General features: G+C 60.9%; 12 protein-coding genes. 10 read left to right on the plus strand and 2 right to left on the minus strand.

Going from position 1 to position 15,001, the window contains the following annotated elements; genetic code table 11:
- Positions 1-11: 11 nt before the first annotated feature.
- Positions 12-623 carry a transcriptional regulator BetI gene (gene betI / locus F3J17_RS03125; protein ID WP_167053654.1) on the minus strand — a complete coding sequence of 204 codons (612 nt, stop codon included), beginning with the start codon at positions 621-623 and terminating at the stop codon, positions 12-14.
- A gap of 272 nt (positions 624-895) precedes the next feature.
- Here betI and F3J17_RS03130 point away from each other — a divergent pair, with 272 nt between their 5' ends.
- The 8 genes from F3J17_RS03130 to fdhA all read left to right on the plus strand — a co-directional run bounded on the left by F3J17_RS03130 (position 896) and on the right by fdhA (position 11,091).
- Complete coding sequence (locus tag F3J17_RS03130) at positions 896-2,038, plus strand: porin (RefSeq protein WP_167053656.1); 1,143 nt, start codon at positions 896-898, stop codon at positions 2,036-2,038.
- 678 nt (positions 2,039-2,716) lie between these two features.
- Complete coding sequence (locus tag F3J17_RS03135) at positions 2,717-4,102, plus strand: L-serine ammonia-lyase (protein WP_167053658.1); 1,386 nt, start codon at positions 2,717-2,719, stop codon at positions 4,100-4,102.
- Positions 4,103-4,133: 31 nt separating this feature from the next.
- Positions 4,134-5,378 carry a sarcosine oxidase subunit beta family protein gene (locus F3J17_RS03140; RefSeq protein ID WP_167053660.1) on the plus strand — a complete coding sequence of 415 codons (1,245 nt, stop codon included), beginning with the start codon at positions 4,134-4,136 and terminating at the stop codon, positions 5,376-5,378.
- Between the two features lie 30 nt (positions 5,379-5,408).
- Positions 5,409-5,723 (plus strand): sarcosine oxidase subunit delta, encoded by a 315-nt coding sequence (locus tag F3J17_RS03145; protein WP_167053662.1) that lies wholly within the window; start codon positions 5,409-5,411, stop codon positions 5,721-5,723.
- On the plus strand, positions 5,720-8,728 hold the full coding sequence (locus tag F3J17_RS03150) for a sarcosine oxidase subunit alpha family protein (RefSeq protein ID WP_167053664.1): 3,009 nt from the start codon (positions 5,720-5,722) through the stop codon (positions 8,726-8,728). The genes F3J17_RS03145 and F3J17_RS03150 overlap by 4 nt, the downstream gene beginning before the upstream one ends.
- Positions 8,718-9,362 carry a sarcosine oxidase subunit gamma gene (locus F3J17_RS03155; RefSeq protein WP_167053666.1) on the plus strand — a complete coding sequence of 215 codons (645 nt, stop codon included), beginning with the start codon at positions 8,718-8,720 and terminating at the stop codon, positions 9,360-9,362. The genes F3J17_RS03150 and F3J17_RS03155 overlap by 11 nt, the downstream gene beginning before the upstream one ends.
- Entirely contained in the window at positions 9,359-9,802 is a 444-nt protein-coding gene (locus F3J17_RS03160; protein ID WP_167053668.1) for a dihydroneopterin aldolase, read from the plus strand. The genes F3J17_RS03155 and F3J17_RS03160 overlap by 4 nt, the downstream gene beginning before the upstream one ends.
- Positions 9,803-9,894: 92 nt before the next feature.
- The gene (gene fdhA / locus F3J17_RS03165) at positions 9,895-11,091 is read left to right on the plus strand and encodes a formaldehyde dehydrogenase, glutathione-independent (protein ID WP_167053670.1); all 1,197 of its coding nucleotides are present in this window, start codon (positions 9,895-9,897) and stop codon (positions 11,089-11,091) included.
- A gap of 99 nt (positions 11,092-11,190) precedes the next feature.
- On the opposite strand, the gene F3J17_RS03170 is transcribed toward fdhA, so the two are convergent.
- Positions 11,191-12,213 carry a GlxA family transcriptional regulator gene (locus F3J17_RS03170; protein ID WP_167053672.1) on the minus strand — a complete coding sequence of 341 codons (1,023 nt, stop codon included), beginning with the start codon at positions 12,211-12,213 and terminating at the stop codon, positions 11,191-11,193.
- A 509-nt stretch (positions 12,214-12,722) separates the two neighbouring features.
- Here F3J17_RS03170 and F3J17_RS03175 point away from each other — a divergent pair.
- Both F3J17_RS03175 and F3J17_RS03180 read left to right on the plus strand, forming a co-directional pair.
- A complete protein-coding gene (locus tag F3J17_RS03175; protein WP_167053674.1) occupies positions 12,723-13,997 on the plus strand; it encodes a serine hydroxymethyltransferase in 1,275 nt (424 codons plus the stop codon).
- 21 nt (positions 13,998-14,018) lie between these two features.
- Positions 14,019-14,990, plus strand: a complete 972-nt coding sequence (locus F3J17_RS03180; protein WP_167053676.1) for a dipeptidase — start codon at positions 14,019-14,021, stop codon at positions 14,988-14,990.
- Positions 14,991-15,001 lie beyond the last annotated feature (11 nt).

Genomic DNA, 15,001 nt, shown 5'->3' on the forward strand with positions numbered 1-15,001 from the left:
GTCGCTCCGGTTCAGGCGTGCTGGCGCGCACGCGTGGCAGCGTGCGTGTCCAGCAAAAGGTCGATGTAGTCGTTGGCAAGGCGCAGCGCGGCTTTGGTATCGAACGGCTCGCCCGTGGTCGCACCGCGCAGCCACAGACCGTCGATCATTGCGGCGAGGCCAGTGGCGGCGCGTCGCGCGGCCGGGCGCGGCATGGTCTTGCCGAATTCCGCGCAGAGATTCGAATAGAGCCGGCGCGTATTGACGTGCTGAAGCCGCCGCAAGGCGGGGACGTGCATGCTCTCGGCCCAGAACGCGAGCCACGTCTTCATCACCGGCCCGCTGACCTGCGAGACGTCGAAATTCGCCGCCACGATGGCGCGCAAACGCGCACGAGGCTGCGGCCGCGCGGACTTGAGCCGCCGCTGGGCGGCCGCGCCGAGATCGCGCAGCACGTGGCGCATGGTGGCTTCGAGCAACGCATCCTTGCCGCCGAAATAGTGGCTGACGATGCCCGTGGAAATGCGCGCGCGCTGCGCGACGGTAGCAAGCGTCGTACCGGACATACCGGCCTGATCGATGCTTTCGAGGGTCGCATCGATGAGCTGGGCGCGGCGGATTTCGCGCATTCCGACTTTGGGCATGACCACTCCTGGTGCATCTTGAAGGCCTCTACTGTAATTATTTTTTATTGAACGATCAATCAATAAAAAACCTGGGCGCGTTGTTCGTGACGCATCGGGACAGATGCGCGTCGGGTTTGCGATGGTCATGGTCCCGCATGTCGTCCCACGCCTGGCGCACGTCGTTTGAGCGCAAGTCTGGTGAGATTTGGCTTTATACGTTTTGCAGGTCCGTGCGCTGCATGCAGCACGCGGCCCTTCAACCGTAGTGCGAGTCCGGAGAGACCGACACCATGAAAAGAACGAATACGGCGGCACTCAGCGCCATTGCGCTGGCGACGATGCTGATGTCCAGCGCCTCTTATGCGCAAAGCAGCGTGACCCTCTACGGCATCATCGACGGCGGTGTGACCTGGGTGAACAACGCTGGCGGCTCGCATCAGGTCAAGTTCGACGATGGAATTTCCTATGCGAACCGCTTCGGGCTCAAGGGTACGGAAGATCTGGGCGGGGGACTGAAAGCGGTGTTCGAACTGGAGAGCGGATTCCACCTCGGCAATGGGCAGATCGCCAACGGTGGCTCATTGTTTGGGCGTGCGGCTTATGTGGGACTGCAGAGCGATTGGGGCACGCTCACGTTTGGTAATCAGATCGATATGACGCAGGAGATGGTCTATCTGTTCAACGTGACGGCGTGGGCGAGCGGATATGCGATCAACCAGGGCGACTTCGACCGGATGAACGGAGACCATCTGCCTAATGCGATCAAGTTCATGTCGAATACGTATGGCGGGTTCCAGTTTGGCGGCATGTATTCGTTCAGCAATACGCCAGGGGATTTTCATACGGGTAGCGCGTGGAGTGTGGGGGCGCAGTATCAGCATGGCGACTTCGCGATGGGGACGGCGTATACGCAGCTGAATAATCCTTCCGGAATTTATGCGTTTGATCCTTACGCAATGATTGGTGTGCGGTCGTTTTTTGGGCGGCCTACCGTGAGTGTCGATGCTGCTACGGGGGCGGTTACTGATCTCTATTCCAGTGATTCGTTTCCTGTTGATAAGCAGGGGACGTTTGGGATTGGCGCTAGCTATGTGATTAACGCTGTTACGCTTTCTGGTGATTTTACTTATACGCAGATCAAGGCGTTTGGGGAGAGTGAGCATATGCTCGTGGCTGAAGGCGGTGTGAACTGGCAGGTTACGCCGGCTTTTAGTGCTATCGGCGGGTATCAGTACACGCACTTCGATGGGCATCACTGGAATCAGATTTCTGCTGGGTTGCATTATCTGCTTTCCAAGAATACTGATGTTTATGTTTCTGGTGATTGGCTTAAGGCTTCGCAAGGGGTGGATGCTGTTATTGGGTATAGCTTTACGCCTTCTTCTACGACTACTCAGGCTGATGTACGGATTGGGATGCGGCATTCTTTCTGATGTTTCTTTTTTGATGTGGGCATTTCTTTGTGTTCGTGTCGGTCTATTAGCGTTGCCCCTGTGCGGGGCGGCACCTACTTTTCTTTGCCGCGGCAAAGAAAAGTAGGCAAAAGAAAGCCGCTCACACCGCTAATTTGACGCCGTCCACCACTAGCCTATCAACGGAGTGGTGACTGGGCATTGCTCGCCCCACGCGCCTAAAATCGGAGTGACAAGGCAGTCATTCATCCCGTTGCTCGCTGCGCTCGCAACGGTTGGGTATGCGAGGGAAAGCGCAAACCTTCGGTTTGCGTTATGCCCCACGGGGCGCTTGCGCCCCCGGATGTGTGGGTGGCACCACTCTGTTATCAGGCCAGTGATGCGGGCGCTGCCCGGGCGCCACTTTGTTTTATAGGCAGTGGGTGTACGGCGAAGCACTGGCGGTGTGAGCGGCTTTCTTTTCCCCCCTTTTCTTTGCCGCTGCAAAGAAAAGGGGGTGCCGCCCCGCACAGGGGCAACCCTGGCATACCGACAACAAACCAAGGAAATGCCCACACCAAAATAAAACCAAACCAAAAAAGCCACACAAACTGGCGTCCCCATCATAACCCCATGCCGCTTTTGTTCTATCGGCAAACCCAGCAAATTTGGTCTACTGACACCAATCGCCGCGCAAGCGGCCAAACCAGGGATAACCAGATGAACGTCAGCGTCTTCGACCTGTTCAAGATCGGCATCGGTCCGTCGAGTTCGCACACGGTGGGTCCAATGATCGCCGCTTGCCGCTTCGCATCGCATATCGAGGACGCCAATCTGCTCGGTTTCGTGCGTCGCGTGAAGGTGGAGCTGTACGGTTCGCTGGGCGCCACCGGCAAGGGCCACGGCACCGACAAGGCGGTCCTGCTCGGTCTCGAAGGCAATCTGCCGCATGCCATCGACCCGGACAGCATCGAGCCGCGTCTGGCCGCCATCCGCCGCGATCGCGAACTGGTGCTGCTCGGCAAGCAGCCAATCCGTTTCGATGAGCGCGAGTGCATCGGCTTCTATCGCAAGACGATGGGCGGCGCCAACACCCTCCACTCGAATGGCATGCGCTTTCAAGCCTTCGATGAGCAGGGGCAATTGCTGGTCGAGAAGGAGTATTACTCAGTCGGCGGCGGGTTTGTCGTCAATCGCGAGGGCGATCGCGTGAATGGCGTGCGCGGTGCACAGGAAGTGCCCTGGCCGTTCCGCACTGGCGACGATCTGCTGCGCGTGTGCCGCGAAAGCGGCCTCTCGATCGCCGAGGTGGTGTTCGCCAATGAATGCGCGTCGCGTTCGCCCGAAGCCGTACGCGAAGGTCTGATGGAAATCTGGCAGACCATGGCTGCTTGCGTGGAGCGCGGTTGCCGCATGCGTGGCGAGCTGCCGGGCCCGATGCAGGTGCGTCGTCGTGCGGCCGATCTTTGCTCGAATCTGCGGGCGCGTTCGGAAGAGTCGCTGCGCGATCCGCTTTCGATGCTCGACTGGGTCAATCTCTACGCGATGGCCGTGAACGAGGAAAACGCCGCTGGCGGGCGCGTTGTGACGGCCCCCACCAATGGCGCGGCCGGCGTGATTCCCGCTGTGCTTCATTACTACGTCAAGTTCACGCCGGGCGCGAACGATAAAGGCATCGTCGATTTCCTGCTTACGGCGGCAGCCATCGGCATCATCTACAAGGAAACGGCCTCGATTTCAGGGGCCGAAGTGGGCTGTCAGGGTGAGGTAGGCGTGGCCTGCTCGATGGCGGCGGCGGCTCTCGCGGCTGTGATGGGCGGCACGCCGCTTCAGGTAGAAAACGCCGCCGAAATCGGCATGGAGCACAACCTGGGCATGACCTGCGATCCGGTAGGCGGTCTCGTGCAGATTCCCTGCATCGAACGTAATGCGATGGGCGCGATCAAGGCGCTCAACGCTTCGCGCATGGCGCTCAAGGGCAATGGCGAGCACTACGTCACGCTCGATAACGTCATCAAGACCATGCGCGAAACGGGCGCGGATATGAAAACCAAATACAAGGAAACGTCGCGGGGCGGTCTGGCCGTGAACGTCATCGAATGCTAATTGCAAAAACGCGCAACGAAGGAACCGTGAAATGAGCCGCTATTCGATATTCAGTCTGTTCCGCAACGGGTTGTCGTATCACGAGAACTGGGAGCGACAATGGAAGAGTCCGGAGCCTAAAAAGGAATACGACGTGGTGATCGTCGGCGGCGGCGGGCATGGTCTGGCGACGGCCTATTATCTGGCGAAGGAGCACGGTGTAAAGAACATCGCGATCCTCGAAAAAGGCTGGATTGGCGGCGGCAATACGGCGCGTAACACCACCATCGTGCGTTCGAACTATCTCTGGGACGAATCGGCTGCACTGTATGAGAAGGCGATGAAACTCTGGGAAGGGCTCGCGCAGGACCTCAACTACAACGTGATGTTCAGCCAGCGCGGCGTGCTGAATCTCGCGCATACGCTACAGGATGTGCGCGATACCGAACGTCGCGTGAATGCGAACCGCCTCAATGGCGTCGATGCCGAATTCCTCACGCCTGCGCAGATCAAGGAAATCGAGCCCACCATCAATCTCAACAGCCGCTATCCCGTGCTGGGCGCATCGATCCAGCGCCGCGCGGGCGTGGCGCGTCACGATGCGGTGGCGTGGGGCTTCGCACGCGGCGCGGATCGCCTGGGTGTGGATATCATTCAGAACTGCCAGGTGACGGGCATTCGCCGTGATGGCGCGCGCGTGACGGGCGTGGATACGGTCAAGGGCTTTATCAAGGCTAAAAAGGTGGCCGTGGTGGCCGCGGGCAACACCACCACGCTCGCCGATATGGCCGGCGTGCGTCTGCCGCTCGAAAGCCATCCGCTGCAGGCGCTGGTATCCGAGCCGATCAAGCCGGTCGTCAATACGGTCATCATGTCGAACGCCGTGCACGCCTATATCAGCCAGTCCGACAAGGGCGATCTGGTGATTGGCGCGGGCGTCGATCAATACACGGGGTTTGGCCAGCGCGGCAGTTTCAATATTATCGAAGGCACCCTGCAGGCCATCGTCGAGATGTTCCCGGTGTTCTCGCGCGTGCGCATGAACCGTCAGTGGGGCGGCATCGTCGATGTCTCGCCGGACGCCTGCCCGATCATCAGCAAGACCGACGTGAAAGGCCTCTATTTCAACTGCGGTTGGGGCACGGGCGGCTTCAAGGCCACGCCGGGGTCGGGCTGGACTTTCGCGCACACCATCGCCAACGATGAACCGCATCCGCTGAACGCGGCGTTCTCGCTGGACCGTTTCTACACCGGCCATCTGATCGACGAGCACGGCGCAGCCGCCGTTGCGCACTGATCCCTCACGGACCTGAAAGGAGACCATCATATGTTGCTGATCGAATGTCCGTGGTGCGGCCCGCGTGCCGAAGCGGAATTTACCTGTGGCGGCGAGGCGGAAATCGCCCGCCCGCTCGAAACCGAAAAACTCACTGATAAGGAATGGGGCGATTACCTGTTCATGCGCCATAACCCGCGCGGCGTGCACAAGGAGCAATGGCTGCACGCGCAGGGCTGCCGCCGCTGGTTCATGGTGACGCGCGATACCGTGAGCTACGAGATTCACGGCTACGAAACATTCCGCACGGGCGGCACGGCTGCCGCGAACGCACAGGATAAAGGCACGCAAGGGAGCAAGGCATGAGCCAGAAAAATCGTCTGGGCGGCGGCGGTCGCGTCAATCGCGCGATTCCCCTGACCTTCACGTTCAATGGCCGCACGTATCAGGGCTATCAGGGCGACACGCTGGCATCGGCGCTGCTCGCCAACGATGTGCATTTCGTTGCGCGCAGCTTCAAGTATCACCGCCCGCGTGGCATCGTCACGGCCGATGTGGCGGAGCCGAATGCCGTCGTGCAACTGGAAACCGGCGCGTATACGGTGCCGAATGCACGCGCCACGGAAATCGAGCTGTATCAGGGGCTCGTGGCGAACAGCGTGAACGCGGTGCCGGATCTGGAAAACGACCGCATGGCCGTGAACCAGAAGTTCTCGCGCTTCATGCCGGCGGGGTTCTACTACAAGACCTTTATGTGGCCGCGTAAGTTCTGGCCGAAATACGAGGAAAAGATTCGGGAAGCGGCGGGTCTGGGCAAAGCGCCCGAAGCGCTCGACGCTGACCGCTACGACAAGACCTTTGCGCATTGCGACGTGCTCGTAGTGGGCGGCGGTCCGGTCGGTCTGCTCGCTGCATTGACGGCGGGGCGCAGCGGCGCACGCGTGATTCTCGTCGACGATCAGCGCGAGCTGGGCGGCAGCCTGCTCGCAGGCAAGACCGAAATCGACGGACGCCCCGCAATTCACTGGGTCGAAAAGGTCGAAGCCGAACTCGCCGCGCTGCCCGATGTGCAGATTCTCTCGCGCAGCACGGCATTTGGTTATCAGGATCACAATCTCGTCACCGTTGCGCAGCGTTTGACCGAGCATCTGCCGGTCTCGACGCGCCAGGGCTCGCGCGAACTGCTGTGGAAGATCCGCGCGAAGCGCGTGATTCTCGCCACGGGCGCACACGAACGTCCCATCGTATTCGGCAATAACGATCTGCCGGGCGTGATGCTGGCCGGCGCGGTGTCGACCTATATCCATCGCTATGGTGTGCTGCCGGGCCGCAATGCCGTGGTGTTCACGAACAACGACGCGGGCTATCGCTGTGCGCTCGATCTCAAGGCTGGCGGCGCAGCGGTGACGATTGTCGATCCGCGCGGCCAGAGCACGAGCGAGTGGCAGACTGCCGCGCGCCGCCAGGGCGTGAAGATCATGAATAACGCGGCGATCATGAGCGCACGCGGCAAGACGCGTGTGAACGCCGTCGAAGTGGTGGCCTGGAACAAAGGCCAGACCGGCGCGAAACAGGCCGATCTGCCCTGCGATCTGGTGGCGATGTCGGGCGGCTTCAATCCGGTGCTGCACCTGTTCGCGCAGTCGGGCGGCAAGGCCACGTGGAGCGAGGCGAAATCGTGCTTCATTCCCGGCAAGCGCGTGCAGCCCGAAGTGAGCGCGGGCGCGGCAGTGGGCGAATTCAGCCTGGCGCGCGGTCTCACGCAGGCTGTGGACGCAGGCGTGGACGCGGCGCAATCGCTAGGCTTTGCGGTCACGCGCCCGGCTGTGCCGAAGGTCGCCGATCCGGCTGAAGCGCCGCTGCAACCGCTGTGGCTCGTCGGCAGCCACGCGGCAGCAGCACGCGGGCCGAAGCAGTTCGTCGACTTCCAGAACGACGTGGCCGCCGCCGATATCCTGCTGGCCGCCCGTGAAGGTTTCGAATCGATCGAACACGTCAAGCGCTATACGGCGATGGGCTTCGGCACCGATCAGGGCAAGCTCGGCAATATCAACGGCATGGCAATTCTGGCCAATGCGCTGGGCAAGTCGATTCCGGAAACGGGCACCACGACGTTCCGCCCTAATTACACGCCAGTGACGTTCGGTACTTTTGCGGGCCGCGAACTGGGCGATATGCTCGACCCGATCCGCAAGACCTGTGTGCACGAATGGCATGTGGAGCATGGCGCGCTGTTCGAGGACGTGGGCAACTGGAAGCGTCCCTGGTATTTCCCGAAGAAAGGCGAAGACCTGCACGCGGCGGTCGCGCGCGAATGCCTGGCGGTGCGAAATAGCGTTGGCATTCTCGATGCCTCGACGCTCGGGAAGATCGATATTCAAGGCCCGGACGCTGCGAAGCTGCTCAACTGGGTCTATACAAATCCGTGGAGCAAGCTGGAAGTGGGCAAGTGCCGCTATGGCCTGATGCTCGACGAAAACGGCATGGTGTTCGACGACGGCGTGACCGTGCGCCTCGGCCAGCAGCACTACATGATGACCACCACGACGGGCGGCGCGGCGCGTGTACTCACGTGGCTCGAACGCTGGCTGCAGACCGAATGGCCGGATATGAAGGTGCGCCTGGCGTCCGTGACGGATCACTGGGCCACGTTTGCGGTGGTCGGGCCGAAGAGCCGTAAGGTGCTGCAGAAGGTATGCGCCGATATCGACTTTGCCAATGCGGCGTTTCCGTTCATGTCGTACCGCAACGGCACGGTGGCGGGCGCAAAGGCGCGCGTGATGCGCATCAGCTTCTCGGGCGAACTCGCCTATGAAGTGAATGTACCGGCCAATGCGGGCCGCGCCGTGTGGGAAGCCTTGATGGCAGCAGGTGCGGAATTCGACATCACGCCTTACGGCACGGAAACGATGCACGTGCTGCGCGCGGAGAAGGGTTACATCATCGTCGGTCAGGACACCGATGGATCGGTCACGCCATTCGATCTGGGCATGGGCGGGCTGGTTTCTCAGACCAAGGATTTTCTGGGCAAGCGGTCCTTGTCGCGCTCGGATACGGCGAAGGAGGGGCGCAAGCAGTTCGTCGGTCTGCTCACGGACGATGCGCAATACGTGCTGCCCGAAGGCGGCCAGATTGTTGCGTCCGATGCGCGCGCCGCCGCGGACGGCACGATGCCGATGATCGGCCATGTGACGTCGAGTTACTTCAGCCCGATTCTCAGGCGCTCGATTGCGCTTGCGGTGGTGAAGGGCGGTCTGGGCAAGATGGGCGAAAAGATTGTGGTGCCGATGGCCGATGGGCGGCGCGTGAGTGCCACGATCGCCAGCCCGATTTTCTACGACACGGAAGGGGTGCGTCAGCATGTGGAATGAAACGAGAGAACCGATGCCCCTCGCGGAGCGTGTGGCGGCTGTGAAACTGGAATCGCCTTTTATCGGCGCGACGGATGTGCTGGGCGCGCACGCCGCGCGGCCATCCAAAGCCTTTGCGATGCGCGAGCTGCCGTTCCGCGATCTGGTGATGGTGCGCGGCGAGCCGGGCGACACCGCATTTACAGGCGCTTTCGCGCAGGCCGTGGGCTGCGCCCTGCCGGTGCAGCCGAATACGCGCTCGCTGGGTGCAGACTACGACGCGCTCTGGCTTGGCCCGGATGAATGGCTGGTGCGTTCGGCGGGGCCTGTGGAAGCGGGTCTGCTCGAAGAAAAACTGACCGCTGCATTGAATGGCAACGAAGGGTCGTGGGCCACGGCAGTCGACGTCGGCAGCGGTTATACCGTGGTCGAACTGAGCGGCACGCGCGTGCGCGAAGTGCTGTCGCGCGGTTGTCCTCTCGATCTGCATCCGCGTCTGTTCAAGGAAGGACAGTGTGCGCAGAGCTTCTTTTTCAAGGCGTCGATCGTGCTGATTCCCACCGGTGTCGACCGCTATGAAGTCGTCGTGCGGCGCAGCTTCGCCGATTACTTCTGCCGCATTCTGCTCGACGCCGCCGCGCCGTTGTTGTCATGAAGATCGTCGATGAAGGGCTGGTGCAGGCGCTTTCTCCGCATGCACCACGCGCGCCAGGCGGGCGTGGCTGGAGCGTGTTCGTCGAAGGCCTGAGCGTGCCCGTGCGCGTGGGCATTCACGGCTACGAGCATGAAGCGCCGCAGCCCGTGGTGATCGACGCGCAACTTGGCTACCGCTGCGAGCCAAACGAGGCGGCGGAGTGGATCGATTACGACCGCTGGTGCACGCGCGTCGCGGATTGGCTCGCGCATCGGCCGCATACGCGGCTGCTTGAAACGCTGGTTGCCGATCTCGCGGCGTTTTCGTTCCGCGAATGGCCTGCGCTGCACACGCTTTCGCTTGCTGCGCACAAGCCGAAGATTCGCCCCGGCACCAAACGCGTGGGCGTGGCGCTCGACTGGACGCGCGGGGATTACCTCGTGTGGAGTGGTGCGAAGTAAGGATTCAAGGATTCACATCAGGAAGCATCTGCAAAAACAGGGAGAAATAGGGAGAAGCAGCAGCAAGACCCATCACAAAGGAGACAGCAACGATGAGCAGCAATCGAGGCGTGGTGTATCTGGGAGCGGGCAAAGTCGAAGTGCAGAATATCGACTACCCGAAAATGGTCGATCCGTCCGGGCGTTCGATCGGCCATGGCGTGGTGCTCAAGGTGGTTAGCACGAATATCTGCGGCTCGGATCAGCATATGGTCCGTGGTCGCACGACTGCGCCCGTGGGTCTCGTGCTCGGTCACGAGATCACGGGCGAAGTGGTGGAAGTGGGCCGCGACGTGGAGACGCTCAAGATCGGCGATCTGGTGTCGGTGCCGTTCAACGTGGCGTGCGGCCGCTGCGCGATGTGCCGTGAGCAGCACACGGGCGTGTGCCTCAACGTGAATCCTTCGCGCGCGGGCGGCGCGTACGGCTATGTCGATATGGGCGGCTGGATCGGCGGGCAGGCAGAATATGTGCTCGTGCCTTACGCCGATTTCAACCTGCTGAAATTCCCCGATCGCGATCAGGCGATGTCGAAGATCCGCGATCTCACCTGCCTTTCGGACATTCTGCCGACGGGCTATCACGGCGCGGTCACGGCCGGCGTGAAGCCCGGTTCGACCGTTTATATCGCGGGCGCGGGGCCGGTGGGCATGGCGGCCGCGGCCTCCGCGCGTCTGCTGGGCGCGGCCTGCACGATCGTCGGCGATATGAATGCGGAGCGACTAGCGCACGCCAAGGCGATGGGCTTCGAAGTCGTCGATCTTTCGAAAGACGCCTCGCTCGGCGAGCAGATCGAGCAGATTCTGGGCAAGCCGGAAATCGATTGTGCGGTGGATTGCGTGGGTTTCGAGGCGCATGGTCATGGCGCTTCAGGCCACTCTGAAGAAGCGCCGGCCACCGTGCTCAATTCGCTGATGGAAATCACGCGGCCTGCGGGCATGATCGGCATTCCGGGGCTTTATGTCACCGACGATCCGGGCGCCACCGACGTCGCCGCAAAGCACGGTAGCCTGAGCATCCGCTTTGGCCTGGGTTGGGCGAAATCGCATACGTTCCATACCGGCCAGACGCCCGTGCTCAAGTACAACCGCAATCTGATGCAGGCGATTCTGTTCGACCGTTTGCCCATTGCGAAGATCGTCAATGTGACGGTGATTTCGCTGGAGGAAGCGCCGGAGGGCTATAAGAAGTTCGACGGCGGTGCGCCACGCAAATTCGTGATCGACCCGCATCGGATGCTGGCCGCCTAAGGGTTATTTCGCCTTAATTTGCGTGAATAAAAAAGGCAGCCCGGAGTTTTGGGCTGCCTTTCGGTGTTTCTAAAAAGGTGTTTCTATTTTTTGTGGCTCTCAGGCGTGCACGGGCAAAGCCGGTAAATGCCGCAGCGGCGCATCCACGCCCGCCATTGGCGCGACGCGCTTGCGCCGTTCGCCTGTGGGCGCAATGCCGAAAGCATCGCGATAACTCTTGCTGAAATGGCAGGCCGACTGGAAGCCGCACGCCATGGTGATCTGCATGATCGACATATCGGTTTGCAGCAGCAGTTCGCGCGCGCGGCGCAAACGCAGCGTGAGGTAATAGTGCGTGGGCGTCATGCCCAGGTGCTCATGGAAAAGCCGCTGCAATTGCCGTTGCGACATATTCGCAAGACGCGCCAGCTCCTCGCGCGAAAGCGGCTCTTCGATATTACTCTCCATGAGCGAAATGACTTCGAAAAGCGACTTGTTGGCCGAACCCAGCCGCGCGACCAACGGCATGCGCTGCTGCGCGCTGGTATCGCGGATATGCTCGACCACGAATTGCTCGGCGATCTGTGTGACGCGCGCCGTGCCCACACGCGGCGTGATGAGGTGCAGCATCATGTCGAGCGGCGCGACGCCACCCGTGCAGGTCACGCGATCGCGGTCGATCACAAACAGCTCTTTGAGAAAGCGCGTGGAAGGAAATTCTTCCTTCAGCGCCGACATATTTTCCCAATGGATCGCGCAGGCATAGCCCGCCAATAGGCCCGATTTCGCCAGCGCATACGTGCCGGTACACAGACTCCCCAACGCCACGCCCATGCGCGCGAAACGGCGCAGCGTATTCAGATGCGCCGCGCTGGTGACGTGCTGCACGTCGATACCGCCGCATACGAACACGATATCGGGTTGTCCGGCACATTCCGCCGGGCCTGTGTCGAAACCGATGCCGCTGCTGGAAGTAACGGTGCCGCCGTCGGGGCTGATGATGGACCAGCGATAGAGCGGTTGCCCGCTCAGGTAATTAGCCATGCGAAGCACTTCGATCGCGTTGGTGAAGGCGATCATCGTGAAGTTCGGCAGCGGCATGAACGCGAAATGCGCTAGCGACGCGGTGCGCTCGGGTGACATGGGGAACCATTCCTTTTATTCGATGGCGGCGCTCGGGGCGCGACCAGGCTACGGCATTCTGGAGTCGGGCGCTATGGCTGTGCCATGCGGCAAAACCCTGATGCGCCTGACTCCTTACAACGAGCTTCGAATCTGCTGCTGATCTTGTACTGGTCTGCTTTGGTTCTTTTCCCCAGAGGAAACGGGCGTGCTATTCGCGGCGCATCAAGCGCGTGGCTCAGCAGCCTTAACGGCGACTCGACGTATCGGGGAATGGCCGTTTTGAGTGTACGAGAAATTTATTCGGATCAGAAAGAATTTGAAGCCATGCGGGTAGGGGCGTCCGGGAGGGGGGCGATTCAACACGACTTGTGAAAAACGGACGCCGATGGCGGAAAAGGAAAAGAACGCGTCTGAAATCGGATATCGATCAAAAAGCCGAACGACAAGAATAGAGCCGTCGGTAGCCACTCAGGCGCAAAGCCCGCCGAAGCAAGGCTGCCACCCCCATCTCTCGTCATGGATGCCCTATGTCGAACTCGCAAGCTTTCTTCTCGCAACCGCTCGCTCAGCGCGATGCCGCGGTGCGCAACAGCCTCCTCAAAGAACTGGAGCGGCAGCAGTCGCAGGTGGAAATGATCGCCTCGGAAAACATCGTCTCGCGTGCCGTGCTGGAAGCGCAGGGTTCGGTGTTGACCAATAAGTATGCGGAAGGCTATCCCGGCAAGCGCTATTACGGCGGCTGCGAATTCGCCGACGAAATTGAAACGCTGGCGATCGAACGACTCAAGCAGCTTTTTGGTGCAGGCTTCGCCAATGTGCAGCCCCATTCCGGCGCTCAGGCCAACGGCGCGGTCATGCTGGCGCTCGCCAAACCCGGCGACACGGTGCTGGGCATGTCGCTGGATGCGGGCGGTCACCTTACGCACGGCGCGAAGCCGGCGTTGTCGGGCAAGTGGTTCAACGCGGTGCAGTACGGCGTGAATCGCGACACGATGCGCATCGATTACGACCAGGTCGAAGAACTGGCGCAGCAGCACAAGCCGAGTTTGCTGATCGCGGGCTTTTCCGCTTACCCGCGCGAACTGGACTTCGCACGTTTTCGCGCCATCGCCGATAGCGTGGGCGCAAAGCTGATGGTGGATATGGCGCATATCGCCGGGATCATCGCGGCGGGTCGCCACGCCAACCCGGTCGAGCATGCGCACGTGGTGACCTCGACTACGCACAAGACGCTGCGCGGCCCGCGCGGCGGCGTAGTACTGACCAACGACGAAGACATCGCGAAGAAGATCAATTCGGCGGTTTTCCCTGGCCTGCAAGGCGGCCCGCTGATGCACGTGATTGCGGGCAAGGCGGTCGCCTTCGGCGAAGCGCTCGACGCAAGTTTCAAAACCTATATCGACAACGTGCTGGCCAATGCACAAGCGTTGGGCGAAGTGCTCAAGGACGGCGGGGTCGATCTCGTCACGGGCGGCACCGACAACCATCTGCTGCTGGTCGATCTGCGCCCCAAGGGTCTCAAGGGCACCCAGGTCGAGCAGGCGCTCGAACGCGCCGGCATTACCTGCAACAAGAACGGCATTCCCTTCGATACGGAAAAGCCCACTGTGACTTCCGGCATTCGGCTGGGCACGCCCGCAGGGACGACCCGCGGCTTCGGCGTGGCGGAATTTCGCCAGATCGGCGCGTTGATCCTGCAGGTTTTCGATGCTCTGCGCGCGCATCCGGAAGGCGACGCCGCTACCGAACAACGCGTGCGCCGCGAAATCTTCGCGCTGTGCGAACGCTTTCCCATCTATTGAAACCCACGGAGCACCATCACGATGAGCACCCTGCACGACAACAGCATCATCATCGACGGCCTGAACATTTCGAAGTTCGAGCGCTCCGTGTTCGAGGACATGCGCAAGGGCGGCGTCACCGCCGTCAATTGCACGGTTTCGGTCTGGGAAGATTTCCAGAAGACGGTCGATAACATCGCGGAAATGAAGCAGCAGATCCGCGAATACAGCGAGATTCTCACGCTCGTGCGCACCACCGACGACATTGTGCGCGCCAAGAAGGAAAACAAAACGGGGATTATTTTCGGCTTCCAGAATTCGTATGCGTTCGAGGACAACCTTGGCTATATCGAGGTGTTCAAGGAACTGGGCGTGAATGTAGTGCAGCTTTGCTACAACACGCAGAATCTGGTGGGCACCGGTTGTTATGAGGCCGATGGCGGGCTGTCCGGCTATGGGCGCGAAGTCATTCAGGAAATGAACCGCGTGGGCATCATGGTGGATCTCTCGCATGTGGGCGGCAAGACTTCGTCCGATGCGATTGCGGTATCGAAGAAGCCGGTGACGTATTCGCACTGCTGCCCGTCGGGTTTGAAGGAGCATCCGCGCAACAAGAGCGACGAGCAGTTGAAGGAAATTGCCGATGCGAACGGTTTCGTGGGCGTGACGATGTTCGCGCCGTTCCTCAAGCGTGGCCCGGACGCCACCGTCGAGGATTATCTGGAAGCGATCGAATATGTGGTCGATCTGATCGGCGAGGATCGCGTGGGGATCGGCACGGACTTCACCCAGGGCTATACCACGGAGTTCTTCGACTGGATCACGCACGACAAAGGCCGTTATCGCCGTCTGACGAATTTCGGCAAGGTGGTGAATCCGGAAGGCATTCGCACTATCGGCGAGTTTCCGAATCTGACTGCCGCGATGGAGCGCGCGGGCTGGAGCGAAACGCGCATCAAGAAGGTGATGGGCGAGAACTGGCTGCGCGTGTTCGGCGAAGTCTGGAACGGTTGAAGCGCATTGCA

It is taken from the genome of Burkholderia sp. Ax-1719 (assembly GCF_011753055.1).
Lineage (GTDB): Bacteria > Pseudomonadota > Gammaproteobacteria > Burkholderiales > Burkholderiaceae > Paraburkholderia.

Excerpts from the sequence above, each read along its gene's own strand:
- betI (WP_167053654.1), bottom strand. The coding sequence starts at position 623 with ATGCCCAAAGTCGGAATGCGCGAAATCCGCCGCGCCCAGCTCATCGAT.
- F3J17_RS03130 (WP_167053656.1), top strand. The coding sequence starts at position 896 with ATGAAAAGAACGAATACGGCGGCACTCAGCGCCATTGCGCTGGCGACG.
- F3J17_RS03135 (WP_167053658.1), top strand. The coding sequence starts at position 2,717 with ATGAACGTCAGCGTCTTCGACCTGTTCAAGATCGGCATCGGTCCGTCG.
- F3J17_RS03140 (WP_167053660.1), top strand. The coding sequence starts at position 4,134 with ATGAGCCGCTATTCGATATTCAGTCTGTTCCGCAACGGGTTGTCGTAT.
- F3J17_RS03145 (WP_167053662.1), top strand. The coding sequence starts at position 5,409 with ATGTTGCTGATCGAATGTCCGTGGTGCGGCCCGCGTGCCGAAGCGGAA.
- F3J17_RS03150 (WP_167053664.1), top strand. The coding sequence starts at position 5,720 with ATGAGCCAGAAAAATCGTCTGGGCGGCGGCGGTCGCGTCAATCGCGCG.
- F3J17_RS03155 (WP_167053666.1), top strand. The coding sequence starts at position 8,718 with ATGTGGAATGAAACGAGAGAACCGATGCCCCTCGCGGAGCGTGTGGCG.
- F3J17_RS03160 (WP_167053668.1), top strand. The coding sequence starts at position 9,359 with ATGAAGATCGTCGATGAAGGGCTGGTGCAGGCGCTTTCTCCGCATGCA.
- fdhA (WP_167053670.1), top strand. The coding sequence starts at position 9,895 with ATGAGCAGCAATCGAGGCGTGGTGTATCTGGGAGCGGGCAAAGTCGAA.
- F3J17_RS03170 (WP_167053672.1), bottom strand. The coding sequence starts at position 12,213 with ATGTCACCCGAGCGCACCGCGTCGCTAGCGCATTTCGCGTTCATGCCG.
- F3J17_RS03175 (WP_167053674.1), top strand. The coding sequence starts at position 12,723 with ATGTCGAACTCGCAAGCTTTCTTCTCGCAACCGCTCGCTCAGCGCGAT.
- F3J17_RS03180 (WP_167053676.1), top strand. The coding sequence starts at position 14,019 with ATGAGCACCCTGCACGACAACAGCATCATCATCGACGGCCTGAACATT.